Genomic DNA, 15,464 nt, shown 5'->3' on the forward strand with positions numbered 1-15,464 from the left:
CCAGGGCCTCGGTCGCCCCGCCCACCCGCCCTACCATTTTCGGCCACGCGACTTGAGCGTCACTGGAGGATCGGTCGGCGCCCGCTCGGCACGCAGAACCCCGCCCTACCGCACTCCCGCACAATGGCTGCGGAATTGCCCGCCCGAAATCCACGACAGGTGAAACACACCCGTGGAAAGGGGAGTTCACGGATGGCGGACGAGAGGGTCGACACCGGCATCGCGAGCCCCGGTACTCCGGATGCGTGGCGCATCGCGGAACTGGAACGCGAGGTACGCGAGCTTCGCCGTACGAACCAGGCGCTGCGCATCCGCGTGGCGAGAGAACACGCACGCGCACTCGACGACGCGACCGCGGCACCCGGGCGAGCGGAGGACGCCCGGCGGCCCGCACCGCGCCCCATGGTCGCCTTCCGCGCCCTGGGTCCCATCGAGGCCGTCGTCGACGACCGACTCGTCGACCTGGGCGCGCCCAAGCAGCGCGCCCTGCTGGCACTGCTGGTCAGCAAGGTGGGCCGGCCGGTGGCCTGCGACGCGATCGTCGAGGAGCTGTGGACCGGACACCCGCCGCCGGCGGCCGTGTCCTCGCTCCACGCCTACGTCGCCAACCTGCGGCGGGTACTGGAACCCGGCCGCGCGCCCCGCACCCGGCCCACAGTGCTGCGCACCTACGGGCGCGGCTACCTGCTCGACGGCCGGGTGGTCGAGGTCGACGTCCACCACTTCGACGAACGCGCCGCCGCCGGCTGGCAGGCACTGGACCGGGGCGACCCATCGTCCGCGGTCCACGAGTTCGAGGCGGCGCTGGCGCTGTGGCGCGGGCCCGCCTACGCCGAGGTCGCGGAGACCGCCTGCGTACGGCCGGACGTGGCGCGCCTGGAGGAGCTGCGGCTGTCGGTGGTCGAGGGACGCTGCGCGGCCCTGCTCGCGGCCGGTGCCCACGAGATCGCGGTGGCCGAGCTGGAGGCCTTCGTCCAGGACCATCCCTTACGCGAGTACGGCTGCGAACTGCTGGGCCTGGCCCTGTACCGGGCGGGCCGGCAGGCCGACGCGCTGGCGGCACTGCGCAGCAACCAGCGCAGGCTCGCCGAGGAGTTGGGGATCGATCCCCGGCCGGCGCTGCAACTGCTGGAGAAGCAGATCCTCACCCACGCGCCGTCCCTGGACTGGCGGCCGCGGCCCCGGGCGGCCATGCAGCCGGCCCGGCGCCCCCTGCCGGCCGCGGACCAGCGCGCACCGCACTGGAACGCCCGCCGCCCGCTGTCCGGGCACGGCGCACTGCGCCACTCACCGCTGCCGGCCGAGCTGTAGCCCACACGAAAGCACCACCCCCGGACGGATCCGGGGGTGGTGCTTTCGTTCTGCCGCGAGGGCGAGGAGCTCAGGCCACGCTCACGCCTTGGCGGTCTGGTTGGTGGGCGCCTGCGTCCGGACCTCGGTGGTCTCGACGGCCGGCGCCTCCTCCGCCAGCACACCGGCGGCCTCCGCGTGCGCGTCCCGCTTCTCGGCGCTCACCTGGCCGAGCAGGAACAGGGCGATCACACCCGCGGCGGCGAGCACACCCGCGCCGACGTACAGCGCCAGCGCGAAACCGTCGGAGGCGACCGCGGCCGGGTTGCCGTCGCCCGCGTGGTCGGTGATGTACCGCAGCGCGACGGGCACCAGGGTCGCGAGGCCGAGGGCCGCGCCGATCTGCTGCATCGACGTCTGCACACCGGAGGCCAGACCCGCGTCCTGCCCGGTGACCTCGTGCAGACCACCGTTGATCAGAACGGGGAAGCCCATGCCGTTGAACAGCGCGAAGACGACCAGGCCGGGCATGACCCCGCCGACGTAACTGGCGTCCGGGTCAAAGCCGCTCGCGGCGATGAACTGGCCGAGGGCGGAGCCGAAGAAGGCGATGACCACCAGGGGCTTGACGCCGATGCGGGGCATCAGCGCGGTGGACACACCCATGCCCACACCCGTCGCGATGGTGAGCGGGATGTAGGCCAGACCCGTCTCCATCGGCGAGTAGTCGAGCACCTGCTGGAGGAACAGCGTCGCCACGAACGCGTAGGTGTAGAAGGACGCGAACGACATCATGCTGACGACGTTGCTCGTCACACGCGTGCGGTTGTTGAAGAAGCGCAGCGGGATCATCGGCTCGGGAACACGCGACTCCCACACGGCCGTGAAGATCAGCGCGGCGATACCGCCCACCAGCGGCAGCAGCACGTTCGAGGAGCTCCAGGAGTCCTCGGCGGCCTCCAGCAGACCGTAGACGACGGCCACCAGACCGCCGGTGACGGCGACCGCACCGACCAGGTCCAGGCCCTGGCCGTCGCGGCGGGCCATCCGGCTCTCCGGCATCAGGCGCGGGATCATCAGCAGCGCCAGCACCACGATGGGGATGTTGATGTAGAACACCCAGCGCCAGTCGATGAAGTCGGTCACCAGACCACCGACGACCGAGCCGACCGCCCCGCCGAGCGCCGCCAGTCCGCCCCAGATGCCCAGCGCCTTGGCGCGCTCCTTGGAGTCGGTGAACAGCACGGCGATCAGACCCAGCGCGGCCGGGGCCGCGAGCGCCTCACCGAAGCCCTGGAGGAACCGGCCCGCGACGAGCAGACCGGGGCTGTTCGCGGCGCCGCACATGATGGAGGAGACGCCGAAGAGCAGGACACCTGTCACGAAGACCTTGCGGCGGCCGAGCAGGTCGGCGATGCGCCCGCCCAGCAGCAGGAATCCGGCGGCCATCAGCAGGTAGCCGTTGACCACCCAGGCGAGCCCCTCGGTGGAGAAACCGAGATCGTCCTGGATGTTGGGGAGCGCGATGTTCACCACGGTGACGTCCAGCATGAGCATGAACTGCACCGCGGTGAGGACGGCCAGCGCCTGCCAGCGCCGGGGGTCGCCGCCGGTCCCGCCGCCTGCCGGGTCTAGTGAATCTTTGCTTGAGATACTCATGACGTTAGTGGTCTCCCAGTGATCCGGGGCCGGACGGTTCCTTCCGCTGGCCGGTGTGGTGACTAGCCGACGATGTAGCGCTGGACCGTGGGCGTGAGGAGCTCGACGATCTCGTCGATCGACGCCGACGCGATCGGCTCCACGCGCAGGACGTAACGCCACAGGAAAACGCCCCACAGCTGCGAGGCCGAGGCGTTGATGTTGATCGCCTTGATGCTGAGCTTGCCGGCGAGCTCGTCGATGCTCAGCGGGTCCTCGTCGAGAGCGACGCCCGCCTGCGCGAAGACCTGCGCGGAGAACAGGTTGCGCATCGGCTCCGCGCCCTCCTCGCTCGCGGTCGCGGTGCGCACGGCCTGGAGGAGCCGCGGCTGCCACTCGGGGTCCTCGAAGAACTCCAGAGTCAGCCGGACGATGTTCTCGGCAAGCTTCTCGCGCGGCCCGTTGTACGCCGCCGCGCCCGCCTTCGCGAATGCCTCGCCATAGGCGGTGATGATGGCCTGCTGTTCTTCCACTTCGGTTGCAGTAGACATGCGTGCTCACCCTCCAGGTGAAAACATCGGCTATCGCGGGAATGGTCGCCCATTCCGCTTGCCGTCGACTTGCCAGGCACTTGGTGCGGACTTGACGCCCGCTGTCGACACATCCGGACCCGAATGAATCGGCCCGGTTCGAATAGAGACTCGATCGTGAAGGGATCGAGTCGCGGCAAGATTTTGCCGCCGCCCACTCGAGTCTCACCACAGAGCGGGTCGACTTGCGCTTTATGCCGCGGCGTCGTTCCGGTCGGCGGCGAAAGCGGCGTTCGAGGACCCCTGCGCCTTCTGGACGTAGGCGGCGAGCTTGTAGTACGCCGCGCCGGACGGTGCCAGCGCCACGGCGGAGACGAACTCGCGGCCCCCCTCGTACACATGGGGCACCTCGCGCGCGAACTTGTCGATGTCCGGGTCGAAGGGCGCGGGCAGCTCCCGCGGGTTCTTGGTCTTCACCGAGAAGCAGATGCGCTCGACCGCGGAGGAGTCCCAGTTGAAGGTGGGATAGATGGAGAAGGACCGCTTCACGAACTCCGCGACCCGCTCGTCCGGCTCCGGGAAGCCCAGCGCGCGCACCAGCGCGAGCTTGGTCTCCGGCTCCACCGCCTGCATGGCGAGGTACACGTTCAGGGTGCGCTTGGGGTAGTTGACCCCGATGGCCGACACCGTGTGATCCAGGCCGAGGCTGGTCAGGAGGTCCGCGTGCTCGGTCAGGGCGGGCGGCATGGACGGGATGCCCGCGAACTTCGCCGCCGGCGGGAAGTCGTCGAGCGGGAAGAAGGCGTACGACTTCTTGAAACCGCCGATGATGCCGTACTCGACGCCGTAGCTGGCGATGGCGCAGCGCGCCTGGACCTCCGCCAGCAGCGAGCCGACCGGGTGGTCCGTCTCCTCGATGAGGCCGTGGGCCAGCGCGGTGGCGTAGGGGTCGGCGCCCTGGGGGGACACCGAGAAGTCGAAGTCGAGCTCCCCGCGATGGCTGTCACCGGCCGCCATGCTGAAGACGATGTGGGCCACCGGGAGTTCGTCCCCGAATGCCGTCACGGCCGGCGAGAGCTGCTCGGGTGAGAAAGGCACATCCAGCAGCCGGGCCATTTCCTCGACCGCCGAATAGACCTTGTCCAATCCAGCGGGTTCCGGCATGAGGTCCTCCAAGGGTCGGGTTACGTGCGCGACATACGGCACGACCCTCCGGCAGCGCGCTCGGCAATGGCTCGGATAACGGTCGAGCCCGTCCGCCCACTCCTCCCACGAGCTCCCCTTTCCTGCCGGTTACCTGCCGTTCCGCTTGGCTTCCACTCCAACCACGCTCCAGCTCCGCTGCATTCGCACCGCGCAATCTGACGCGGTCACCCCCTTCGCGTTTGTCGCCACAGCGCAAAGCTCTGTCCAAGGAGATGTGTCGTGACCACTGAAGTGATCCCCCGGACCGGCCGGGCCCAGGAGTCGGCCGCCTCCGCCCGGCGCACCGTCGAGGAGTTGCTGGGGCGCGTGCAGGACCGGCTCGTCTCCTTCCTCGCCGCCGAACGCGCCCGCTACGCCGAGGTCGACGAGCGGGCGGTCGTCGCCATCGACGCGCTGAGCGACCTGGTCGAGGCCGGCGGCAAGCTGGTCCGCCCGGCGTTCTGCATCGCCGGCTACCTCGCCGCGGGCGGCGACCGCGACGACCCCGGCATCATCGACGCGGCCGCGGCCCTGGAACTGCTGCACATCTCCGCCCTCGTCCACGACGACGTCCTGGACGACTCCCGCACCCGCCGCGGCAAGCCCGCCGTGCACGTCCTGCACTCCACGGTGCACCGCAGCCGCGGCTGGCAGGGCGAGTCCCGCCGGTTCGGTGAGGGCGTCGCCCTCCTCGTCGGCGACCTCGCGCTGGTCTACTCCGACGAGCTGATGTCCAGCGCCCCCTCGGGCGGCCTCGCCGAATGGCACCGGCTGCGCTCCGAGGTGATGATCGGCCAGTACATGGACGTCGCCGCGGCCGCCGAGTTCTCCGTCGACCCGGCACTGTCCCGGCTGATCGCCCTGATCAAGTCCGGCCGGTACACCATCCACCGCCCCCTGGTCGTCGGCGCGAGCGCGGCGGGCCGCGCCGACCTCGCCCCCGCCCTCGCGGAGTACGGCGAGGCGGTCGGCGAGGCGTTCCAGCTCCGCGACGACCTGCTCGACGCGTTCGGCGACGCCGCCCAGACCGGCAAGACCGCCGGCCTCGACTTCAGCCAGCACAAGATGACCCTGCTGCTGGGCTGGGCGATGCAGCGCGACGACCGCATCCACGGCCTCATCACCGAACCGGGACACACCCCCGACGAGGTGCGCGCCCGACTGCTGGACACCGGCGTCCCCGACGACGTCGAACGGCACATCGCCGGCCTCGTCGAGAAGGGCCGCGCGGCCATCGCCGACGCGCCCATCGCCCCGGAGTGGCGCGCCGAGCTGTCCAACATGGCCCTGCGCGTGGCCTACCGCAACAAGTGACCCGCCCGAGCACGACAGTTGGAGGAAGAATGTCGGGAAGCACGCAGCTGGCGGACCTCCTCGCCGGTGTCGAGGAATCGGCGGGGCTCATCGACGTCGCCTGCGCGCGCGAGAAGGTCCTGCCCATCCTCGAGGCGTACGAGGACGCGATCCCCCAGGCCGTCATCGCCTTCCGGGTGGCGACCAACGCCCGCCACGAGGGGGAGTTCGACTGCCGCTTCACGATGCCCCGGACCATCGACCCCTACCTCCGGGCCCGTGACCACGGCCTGATCACCGAGACGGGCCGCCCCGCGGAGTCCCTCCTCGCCGACATCCAGCGCCACTGCCCCATCGACAGCTACGGCATCGACTTCGGGATCGTCGGCGGCTTCCGCAAGATCTGGGTGTACTTCCCCGGCGGCGAGGGCCAGAGCCTCGCCACGCTCCGCGACCTGCCCTCGATGCCGCCGAGCCTCGCCGAGAACTTCGCCTTCTTCGCCGACCGCGGACTGTCCGAGAAGGTCGACGTCGTCGCCATCGACTACCGCAGCGGCACCGTCAACCTGTACTTCACCGGCTTCCCCGACGAACTGCACCACCCGTCGGAGGTCCTGGGCATGCACCGCGCCCTGGGCATGCCCGACCCGAGCGAGCAGATGCTGGCGTTCTGCGGGAAGGCCTTCGGCCTCTACGCCACGCTGAGCTGGGACTCCCCGCGGATCGAGCGCCTCGCCTTCGGCGTGAAGACCCAGGACCCGCTGTCGCTGCCCGCCCGCCTCGGCCCGAAGATCGAGCACTTCCTCGCGAACATGCCCTACGGCCGCGAGGACCCGAAGATGGTGTACGCGGCCATGACGGCGTCCGGCGAGGAGTACTACAAGCTCCAGCCGTACTACCGCTTCCAGACCCGCAGCCGGCTGGACCAGATGCCGTCGATCGACGACACCGCCGACGATGTCGTCGAGGCCGCGTAGCGCGAACGGCCCCCTGGAGTTCCGCTTCAGCCGGATGGAGCGTCTCCTCGGGGGCCCCCCGGTCCGCACCGTGACGGTGGACGGCGAGAGGGCCGAGTTCGTCACGGACCCGGCCCTGGTCCACCGCGTCCTGATCAAGGACGGCAAGCGCTACGGCAAGGGCGAGCTCTTCCAGAAGGCCAGGCTGCTCAGCCGCGCCGGGCTCCTCGCGCAGGACGACACCCTGCACCGGCACTACCGGCGGCTGGCCCACCCGTATCTGCGCGGTGCGGCCGTCGCCGACCACACCCCGGTCATGGCCGAGGTCGCCCGGGACACCGCCGCCGCGTGGCGGCCCGGCCAGGAGGTCGACGTCCAGGCCGCGATGTGCCGGGCGGCCGGCGCCATCGCGCTGCGGACCCTCTTCGCCGGGCTCACCCGCGAGGCGTCGAGCAGGCTTGAGCAGCAACTCGCCGTCGTCGCCTGGGAGTTGATCAGCAAGCCGCTGTACGGCAAGGCGGCGGCGCGGGCCCGGCGGCAGAGCACGTCCCGGCGCTCGGCGCAGGCCTTCGCGGACCTCCGCGCGCTCGTCGCCGCCCAGCTGGACTCCCCGGACGCCACGGCGGGCTACCTCTCGACCCTGCTGTCGGACCCCGGCCGCCCCGGCACCCCCGCGCTGAGCGCCGACGAGGTCTGCGGCGAGGCCGTCATGATGCTGACCGCGGCCACCGTCACCACCGCCTCGGTGATGTCCTGGGCCCTGTACACGCTGTCCGAGCACCCCCTGATCGAGGAGAAGGTCCTCAAGGACCTGGCCCGGACGGCCGCCGCGGACGACAGCGACCGCATCGGCCACGGGCACGGCCCGCCCGGCTACACCCTGCGCTTCCTGATGGAGGTGCTGCGCCTGTACCCGCCGGTGTGGATCACCTGCCGCAAGACCCTCGCCGACGTCACCCTCGGCGACCGCGCGCTGCGCGCCGGCACCCACGTGATGTTCAGCTCCTACCTCCTGCACCGCGACCCCGGCCGCTACCCGGACCCGCACCGCTTCGACCCCGACCGCTGGCTGACCCTGAGACCGTCCGCGCACGACGCCTCCTACATCCCCTTCGGCGCCGGAGCCCGGGGGTGCGTGGGGGAGGCGTTCGCCTGGAAGGAGCTGGAGATCCTGCTCGGCGCGGTGGTCCGCGAATGGCGGCTGACCCTCCCGCCCGGCGGCCGGGTCCGCGCGGCGGCACACACCACCTTGCACCCCCAGCGGCTGCTCATGCTCCCCGAGCCGCGCTAGCCGGCGTCCAAGCCCGCCACCCGCGTCCGCAACCCGTTCCGCCTCCGTACCCCGACAAGCGAGGAGTGCCGTCATGCCGACCCCGACGACACACGCACGGACCGCACACGCACGGACCGCCGAACTCACCTCCCAGGCCTGGGCGGAGGCCCGCTCCATGGCGGGCACCGCACCGGACCACGACCCCCACCCGTCCGGCCGTCTGGCCGCCGCCGCCCTGCGCACGCACAGCACCCTGTCGGCGAGCCTCGGCCACAGCGTCCCCGTCCCCTTCACCGCCCTCGGCCCGTCCGGCGGCGGCACCGTACGCCAACTCGCCGCGTTCCTCGCCGTCTACGCCGACCAGGACCGCCACTGACACCGGACCGGGGCCGCGCCCGCCGACCCCCCGGCCCCCGCCCCCGGACCGGTACCGCCGCGGACGCTCGACCTCCGCGGCAGTCCGGCTCGAACTCCCCTGGCGGGCGCGGGACATGGGCCCCGCACCCGCCTAGGGTGGGGCTACGAGTCGTCCCGCCCGTCTCCATCCCCCCGGAGACGGGCGGGCGTGTCGGCATGTCGTCACTCCCGCGGCCCCGGACCCCCGCGCCATGACGTACACCCGCCGGCCCGGGCAGGGCAGGGCCACGCCCGCGGACCTCCCGCCCTGCGGGTGCCGCGACCGACAGCGCGGGCGGCGCGGCCCGTCGCGGCACGCCCGCGCAGCCGCCGCCGACCGCACGACGCGCGAGGGCGGCGGTGGCCCGACGCCCGCTCGGATCCAAGGAGGGGCCAGCATGAGCCGGTTGGAAGAGTTCGAGGAGGCGCGGCCCCTGCTGTTCTCGATCGCCCACCGGATGCTCGGCAGCGCGAGCCGGGCCGAGGACGCCGTGCACCAGGCGTGGCTGCGCTACGAGGCGGCCCCCGAACAGACCGCCTCGGGCCGCCGGTTCCTCGTCGCCACCGTCGCCCGCATCTGCCTCGACGCCCAGCGCGGGACCCGGCCGAGGCCGGTGGAGCCCGCCGAGGCGCAGGCCGCGGCCGCGCTGTCCCTGCTGGAACGGCTGAACCCGCTGGAGCGCGCCGTGTTCGTGCTGCGCGAGGTGCTCGGCTGCGGCACCGCCCAGATCGCGGCCGCCGTCGGCTGCTCGGAAGCCGCCTGCCGGCGCATCACCGCCGCCCTGTCGACGGCGCCCGACGGCACCGGCGCCGCCCCGCCCTGGCCGCGCCGCATCGCCGGCGCCGAGCACGTCGCCCGGGTCCTCGCCACGATCGTCCCGGCCCTGGTCCGCGTCGGCGTCACCCTGGAGCCGCAGGACGTGGACCACCGTCCCGGCGCGGTCTTCCGCGACCGCAACGGCACCGTTCTCAGCGCCCTCGCCCTCGACGTCCTCGACGGGCGGATCCACACCATCCGATGGGTCAAGGACCCAGGCCCCGCCCCCGCGGACGCCCCCGCGCCGACCTGAACCGACATGCGAGACCCGGCCGGACGGGATCGTAGGACCGTAGAAGAAAGAGGGAGGAGCCGGCGTGACACGGACCGAGGAGTTCGAGGAACTGCGGCCGCTGCTGTTCGCGATCGCCTACCGCATCCTGGGCAGCGTGAGCGAGGCCGAGGACGCGGTCCAGGAGACCTGGCTGCGCTGGAACGCCTCCACGACCGAGCCCAGGTCCGCCAAGGCCTACCTGTCGACCACGGTGACCAGGATCTCCGTGGACGTGCTGCGCTCGGCCCGCGTCCGGCGCGAGACCTACGTCGGACCGTGGCTGCCCGAGCCCCTGCTCACCGACTCCTACGAGGACCCGGCGCGCTCCGCCGAGCTCGCCGACTCGCTGTCCACGGCGGCCCTGCTGCTGCTGGAGCGGCTCTCACCGCTGGAGCGGGCGGTGTTCGTGCTGCGGGAGGTGTTCACCTTCGGCTTCCCCGAGATCGCCGCCGCGGTGGGACGTTCGGAGGCGGCGTGCCGGCAGCTCGCGGTACGGGCGCGCCGGCACATGGACGAGGGCCGGCCCCGGTTCGAGGCCGACCGCAAGGAGTGCGAGGCGCTCGCCGGACGGTTCTTCGACGCCCTGAAGGAGGGCGACGTCGACGGTCTGCGCGAACTGCTCGCCGCCGACGCGCAGGTGGTCGGGGACGGCGGCGGCAAGGCCCCGCAACTGGCCAGGACCGTCGTCGGCGACGACCCCGTGGCCCGGCTGCTCACCACCTTCTTCACCACGCTCGCGCGGGTGGACGTCACCCTGGAGACCCGCGAGCTCAACGGCGAGCCCGGCGCGATCCTCCGCGACCGGGACGGCAAGATCCTCAACACCTGGACGCTGGAGATCCGCGAGGGCCGGATCCGGACGATCCACTCGGTGACCAACCCCGACAAGCTCGCTCACCTGGGCCCGGTGGCGGACGCCTGGGCCATCAACCGCGAGGCCCAGCAGGCGCGCCGCACCCTGTGAGCGGCACCGCCGTCGCCCTCACGCCGCCCGGGGCGGGCGCCGGGCGACGGTGTCCTGGAGGTGGCGGCGGCGCAGTTCCCCGGCGTCGTTACGGGGCAGGGCGCCCAGCAGGACCAGGTCGGCGGGGAGGTGGGCGGGCGGCACACCCCGCTCGGACAGATGTCCGCGCAGCTCCAGAAGGCTGGGCGGGGCGCCGTCGGGGACCACGACCGCGCAGGGCAGTTCGCCGTGCAGGGGATCGGCGCGGGCCACCACCGCGGCCTCGGCCACCCGGGGGTGCCCCAGCAGCAGCGCCTCGAGCTCGGTGACCGGGACCAGGAACATCCCGCCGACCTCCTCCGTGCGCAGCCGCGGATGCCCCCACTCGTCGAGGTCCACCACCTCCCCGGTCCCAAGCGCCCCGTCCTCGCCCCAGGTCAGACCGAGCCCGCCGCCGCGCCGCCACACCGCGAGCGGCGAGGCGGGTCCGCGCGGCCCTAACCGGGACGGCCCGCTCTCCGGGGGCCCGTCCCGCCCGGTGTGGGCGGCGGAGCGCGGCAGCGCCCGCGGCGACACCCCGAGGGCCGCGTGGACCCGCCGGCCGAGCGCGGCGGACGTGCCGGCCGGATCGGAGGTGAAGGCGTCGTACAGCTCGACGGCCTCCCGCGGCCGGCGCTGCCGCGCGGCGGCGAGCTCCGCCCACTGCGCGGGTGTCGCGTGCACCTGCCGCACCCGCGCCGCGGCCAGCAGCTCCAGCGCGCTCTCCGCGTCCCACACGTCCTGGAGGACGACCGTCCCGCCGTGCGTGAGCGGCCCGATCACCGTGTGCAGTAGCGCCGGCAGCGACGCCAGCGGCAGCGCCGAGAACACCGCCGCGTCCGGCCGTGAGACCTGGGGCAGGCCCGCGTGCAGCGAGTTGGGGGTGTGCAGGGCCATGCTGTGCGCGGCCCCCAGACCGAGCGAGGTCACCGCCGCGGCGAGCCGGTCCGCGGGCCGCGCCGGGACCCTGAGCCACCCGCCGGACCGGTACCGCTCGTGCGGGGTGTGCACGAAGTGCCGCTGGAAGTCGACGGCACCGGCGTCCACCGTGTCACCCAGCACCGCCCGGTGCCGCAGCCACGGCAGCCGGGGCGCGAGACCGGCGAGGACACGGGCCGGCGCGGCGCCCTCCCACCGGTCCGGCACGACGCACAGCCGCGGCTCGGCCGCCCTCAGCACCGCCTCCAGATCCCGGGCCCCGTACCCCGGCATCACCGGCACGGCCACCGCACCCGACCGCAGACACGCCAGCAGCAGCGCCACCGTCTCCCAGCGGTTGGGCAACTGGAAGGCGACCGGGTCACCGGGGCGTACCCCGAGCGCGTCCAGGGCGTGCGCGAACCTGCCGGTGAACGCGGCGAGCTGGGCGTACGTCAGCCGAGTCACCCGGCTCGCGGCGGGCCGGCCGGCCTGGTGGGAGACGACCGCGGTGCGGTGCGGATGCCGGGCCGCCCCCCGGTACACGTCGTGCAGCACGGTCTCGGTGCGCCACCAGCCACGCCCCACGAAGTCCCGCGCGACCTCCTGCGGCGGGCGCAGGTCCGCCAGGAGCCGCGCGAGCGGGGTGTCGTCGGGCGCCATCACCGGCTCCTGCCCACGGCCCAGGCGACCTGGACCCGGGAGGCGCAGCCCAGCTTCCGCATCACGTTGCGGACGTGGTTGACCACCGTCCACTCGGCGATGTCCAGGTGCTGGGCGATCTGCCGGTTCGTCATGCCGTCGGCGACCAGCAGCGCCACCTGCAACTGGCGCGGGGTGAGCGCGACGCCCTCCGCGCCGTCGTCGGACCCGCCCGGCTCGGCCGCGGCGAGCGCCTCGGCGGCCATCGCCTCCGGGCGCAGCCGCACACCCTCGGCCCACACGGTCGCGAAGACCGCCCCGCCGAGCCGGCGGCGCAGTTCCTCGACGGCCTCCCTCAGCCGGTCCCGGCACTCCGGCACGATCCCCGCGCCGGTGGCGGAGCGCAGCGCGCCGGCCGCCGCCAGCAGCCGGGCGGCGCGCTGCGGCTGACCCGCCTGCGCCAGGATGAGCAGGGCGAACATCTCCAGCACGGCGGGCAGTTCGGTGCGCTCACCGATCGACTCGAACAGCTCGATGCTCTCCTTCAGCGCCGACCGGGCGCCGCCGTCGTCCCCCTCGTACAGGCGCAGCCGGGCACCGAGGTGGACGGTGCGGGCCAGGTCGCGGACGGCACCGTTCTGCCGCTGGACGCGGCCCACCCGCTCCAGCAGGGCCCGCGCCTGCTTGGTCTCGCCGGCCGCGAGCAGCACCTCGGCGAGCGCGGCGGCCGCCTCGGCGGAGCCGGCGGTGTCGCCGTAGGCGTCGAGGGTGGCCAGTGAGGCGGCCAGCAGGGACCGGCCCTCGGGCCGCTCGCCGCACCGGAACAGCGCGTGTCCGAGGCGGGCGGAGGCCAGCGCGGCACCCGGCGCGTCCCGCAGCCGCTTGTACAGGGCGACGGCGCGGCGGTGGCGGCGGGCCGCCCCGTCGTGGTCGCCGAGGGCCGCGGCGAGCACACCGGCGCCGGAGTACAGCCGGGCCCGGGCGCGCAGCCACTCCTCGTCCTCGGCCCGCTCGCCCCGCCCGGCCTCCTTCAGGGCCTGCCCGGTCGCGTCGAACCAGCGCAGCCCCTCCTTCAACTCGCCGCGCACCAGCCAGGGTTGGAGACAGGCCCCGACGAGTGCGGCCCGCTCCAGGAGGGCCGCGGCCCGCGCGTCGTCGTCCTCGTAGGCGCTCTCGTCCTCCTCCAAGTGGCGCAGCGCGGCGAGGACGTTGTCGTGCTCGGCGACCGCGACCCGCAGCCAGTGCTGCTGCTCGGAGCCCTTCAAGCGGCCCTCCAGGGCGGGAAGCAGCCGCTGGTAGCAGCGCGCCTGCGCCCGCCGGGCGGCCGAAGCCCCCTCCTCGTCCGCCTCGTCGAGCAGGGCGAGACCGTAGGCGCGCACGGTGCGCGGCATCGTCAACCGGCTGTCGGCGCGCGGCTGTTCGGCCAGGGCGAGCAGACCGCGGTCGAGCATGGTCTCCAGCGCCACGGCGGTCTCGGCCGGCCCCAGGGGGGAGACCTTCTCGGCGATGGCGAGGGTGACGCCCCCCGGGAACAGGGCGAGCCGGGCCAGCAGCCGGCGCTGCCCGCCACTCAGCCCGCGGCAGCTCCACTCGGCGATCGCGAGGGTGGAGCGCTGCCGCTCGGGCACGTCGACGGGCCCGGGCAGGTGGCTGTCGCCGCCCCGCCGCAGCCAGGCGAGCAGCTCCTGCGGCGGATACAGCCGCAGCCGGCGCGCGGCGAGCTCCAGGACCAGCGGGACGCCCTCCAGCAGGTTGCAGACCTCCACGACCGCCCCGACGTTCTCGGGCGTGAGCGCGAAGGCGGGGTTGGCCCGCTGCGCGCAGCGCACGAACAGCTCGACGGCCGGATTGTCCTGGACCTCGGCGACGTCGGGCTCCGGCAGCGCGCCCGGCGGCGGCAGCGGCGGCACGGGCACCACGCACTCGCCGTAGATCCGCAGGATCTCCTGGCCGGTGGCCAGCACGGTGAGCAGGGGAGCGGCGGTCAGATGCCGGGCGAGCGCCGGTGCGAGCTCGCCCGCGACGTGTTCGACGCCGTCGAGCAGCAGCAGGGTGCGTTCGGTGACGTCCCGCACGGTCTTGTCGACGCTCTCCAGGACCGACTCCAGGTCCACGCAGGCCGGCAGGTCGATGCCGTGGATCCCGCCGGGGAACAGCTCCGCGACCCCGGCGGCGGCCTCGGCCGCCAGCCGGCTCTTGCCCACCCCGCCGGGTCCGGTCAGGGTGACCAGCCGCACGGCGGGGTCCTGGAGCCTGCCCTGAACCGCGATCAGATCGAATTCCCGGCCCACCAGTGCGGCCGCCGGTCGGTACGTCCACAGATCCGTTGACATACGTGCCCCCGTACAGCCGCCCGGCCTCGTGCCTCGCCGGTTTCAGGACCTCCCACGCTGTGCGCACCGGCCCGCGCGGGAAGCCTCCCCGTGTCACATCGCGCCGAGCCGTGCTTCGAGCATCGCTGGACAGGCTCGAACGCGGCTCAAGACCGGGCTGAGACACCGGCGTCCGGGGCCGCCGCGGGCACGGCGGCTTCCCCGGGACCTACGTGCGCGCACGCGGCCTGAGCATGCCGCTCTCGTAGGCGATGGCGACCAGCTGGGTGCGGTTGCGGGCGCCGAGTTTGGCCATGGTGCGGCGCACATGGGTCTTGGCCGTGACCTCGGCGACGACGAGACGGTCGGCGATCTCCTGGGTGGACAGGCCGGTGCCGACCAGGGAGAGCACCTGGCGTTCGCGCGCGGTGAGACGGTCCAGGGAGGGCGTCTCGAGGACGTCGGGGCCGCGCAGGCACGCGTCGATCAGCGGCCGGGTCAGCCGCGGCGAGACCACGGCACCGCCACCGGCGACCAGCCGCAGCGCGCGCGGCAGTTCGCCGGTGTCGGTGTCCTGGAGCAGCACTCCGCGCGCACCCGCTCTGAGCGCCTCGAAGGCGAGCCCGGTGGAGGCGCCGTCCGCGAGGACGACCACCCGCACGGAGCGCACCGAGCGGACGCCGCCGCGCCCGACGAGCCGGCGGGTCAGCTGCGCGGCGTCCAGCCCGGGCAGCCGCAGCCCCGCCACCAGGACGCCCGGCAGCAACCGCTCGGCCAGCTCCAGCGCCTGCCTGCCGTCACCGCACTCGCCCACGACCTCGAGGTCGTCCTCCGCCGCGAGCGCCCCGCAGAGCGCGGCCCGGGTCGACGGGTGGGGGTGGGCAAGGAGGACCTCGATGGCCATGCGGGGGCTCCAGGGGGTCGGCGCCGGAGTCCGGCGGGTGGGGGCAACTTCCTT

The 15,464-nt window shown here is 73.5% G+C and carries 13 protein-coding genes; 7 read left to right on the forward strand and 6 right to left on the reverse strand.

Annotation, left to right across the window (positions count from 1 at the left end):
• Positions 1 to 192: 192 nt before the first annotated feature.
• Positions 193 to 1,311 carry an AfsR/SARP family transcriptional regulator gene (locus tag ACZ56U_RS36985; protein ID WP_469088318.1) on the forward strand — a complete coding sequence of 373 codons (1,119 nt, stop codon included), beginning with the start codon at positions 193 to 195 and terminating at the stop codon, positions 1,309 to 1,311.
• Positions 1,312 to 1,392: 81 nt separating this feature from the next.
• Here the strand turns inward: ACZ56U_RS36985 and ACZ56U_RS36990 are convergent, their stop codons facing one another.
• The 3 genes from ACZ56U_RS36990 to ACZ56U_RS37000 all read right to left on the reverse strand — a co-directional run bounded on the left by ACZ56U_RS36990 (position 1,393) and on the right by ACZ56U_RS37000 (position 4,622).
• Complete coding sequence (locus ACZ56U_RS36990) at positions 1,393 to 2,949, reverse strand: DHA2 family efflux MFS transporter permease subunit (protein ID WP_469088319.1); 1,557 nt, start codon at positions 2,947 to 2,949, stop codon at positions 1,393 to 1,395.
• 62 nt (positions 2,950 to 3,011) lie between these two features.
• Entirely contained in the window at positions 3,012 to 3,479 is a 468-nt protein-coding gene (locus ACZ56U_RS36995) for a TetR/AcrR family transcriptional regulator (RefSeq protein WP_391243400.1), read from the reverse strand.
• Positions 3,480 to 3,710: 231 nt separating this feature from the next.
• Entirely contained in the window at positions 3,711 to 4,622 is a 912-nt protein-coding gene (locus ACZ56U_RS37000) for an aromatic prenyltransferase (protein ID WP_469088320.1), read from the reverse strand.
• 261 nt (positions 4,623 to 4,883) lie between these two features.
• Here ACZ56U_RS37000 and ACZ56U_RS37005 point away from each other — a divergent pair, with 261 nt between their 5' ends.
• From ACZ56U_RS37005 to ACZ56U_RS37030, 6 genes are all read left to right on the forward strand, one after another.
• Positions 4,884 to 5,957, forward strand: coding sequence for a polyprenyl synthetase family protein (locus ACZ56U_RS37005; protein WP_469088321.1), 1,074 nt, complete (start codon positions 4,884 to 4,886; stop codon positions 5,955 to 5,957).
• 29 nt (positions 5,958 to 5,986) lie between these two features.
• A complete protein-coding gene (locus ACZ56U_RS37010; protein WP_469088322.1) occupies positions 5,987 to 6,913 on the forward strand; it encodes an aromatic prenyltransferase in 927 nt (308 codons plus the stop codon).
• Entirely contained in the window at positions 6,894 to 8,183 is a 1,290-nt protein-coding gene (locus tag ACZ56U_RS37015; RefSeq protein ID WP_469088323.1) for a cytochrome P450, read from the forward strand. The genes ACZ56U_RS37010 and ACZ56U_RS37015 overlap by 20 nt, the downstream gene beginning before the upstream one ends.
• 73 nt (positions 8,184 to 8,256) lie before the next feature.
• Positions 8,257 to 8,541, forward strand: a complete 285-nt coding sequence (locus tag ACZ56U_RS37020; protein WP_469088324.1) for a hypothetical protein — start codon at positions 8,257 to 8,259, stop codon at positions 8,539 to 8,541.
• A 418-nt stretch (positions 8,542 to 8,959) separates the two neighbouring features.
• Entirely contained in the window at positions 8,960 to 9,631 is a 672-nt protein-coding gene (locus ACZ56U_RS37025) for a sigma factor-like helix-turn-helix DNA-binding protein (protein ID WP_391243417.1), read from the forward strand.
• Between the two features lie 64 nt (positions 9,632 to 9,695).
• The gene (locus tag ACZ56U_RS37030; protein WP_469088325.1) at positions 9,696 to 10,616 is read left to right on the forward strand and encodes an RNA polymerase sigma-70 factor; all 921 of its coding nucleotides are present in this window, start codon (positions 9,696 to 9,698) and stop codon (positions 10,614 to 10,616) included.
• 18 nt (positions 10,617 to 10,634) lie between these two features.
• Here ACZ56U_RS37030 and ACZ56U_RS37035 read toward each other — a convergent pair whose 3' ends face one another.
• The 3 genes from ACZ56U_RS37035 to ACZ56U_RS37045 form a co-directional block, all read right to left on the reverse strand.
• Complete coding sequence (locus ACZ56U_RS37035) at positions 10,635 to 12,215, reverse strand: AMP-binding protein (protein ID WP_469088326.1); 1,581 nt, start codon at positions 12,213 to 12,215, stop codon at positions 10,635 to 10,637.
• Complete coding sequence (locus ACZ56U_RS37040) at positions 12,215 to 14,527, reverse strand: ATP-binding protein (RefSeq protein WP_469088327.1); 2,313 nt, start codon at positions 14,525 to 14,527, stop codon at positions 12,215 to 12,217. The genes ACZ56U_RS37035 and ACZ56U_RS37040 overlap by 1 nt, the downstream gene beginning before the upstream one ends.
• Positions 14,528 to 14,735: 208 nt before the next feature.
• Positions 14,736 to 15,410 (reverse strand): LuxR C-terminal-related transcriptional regulator, encoded by a 675-nt coding sequence (locus tag ACZ56U_RS37045; protein ID WP_469088328.1) that lies wholly within the window; start codon positions 15,408 to 15,410, stop codon positions 14,736 to 14,738.
• Positions 15,411 to 15,464: the final 54 nt, after the last annotated feature.

Source organism: Streptomyces sp. NPDC034103 (assembly GCF_055575395.1).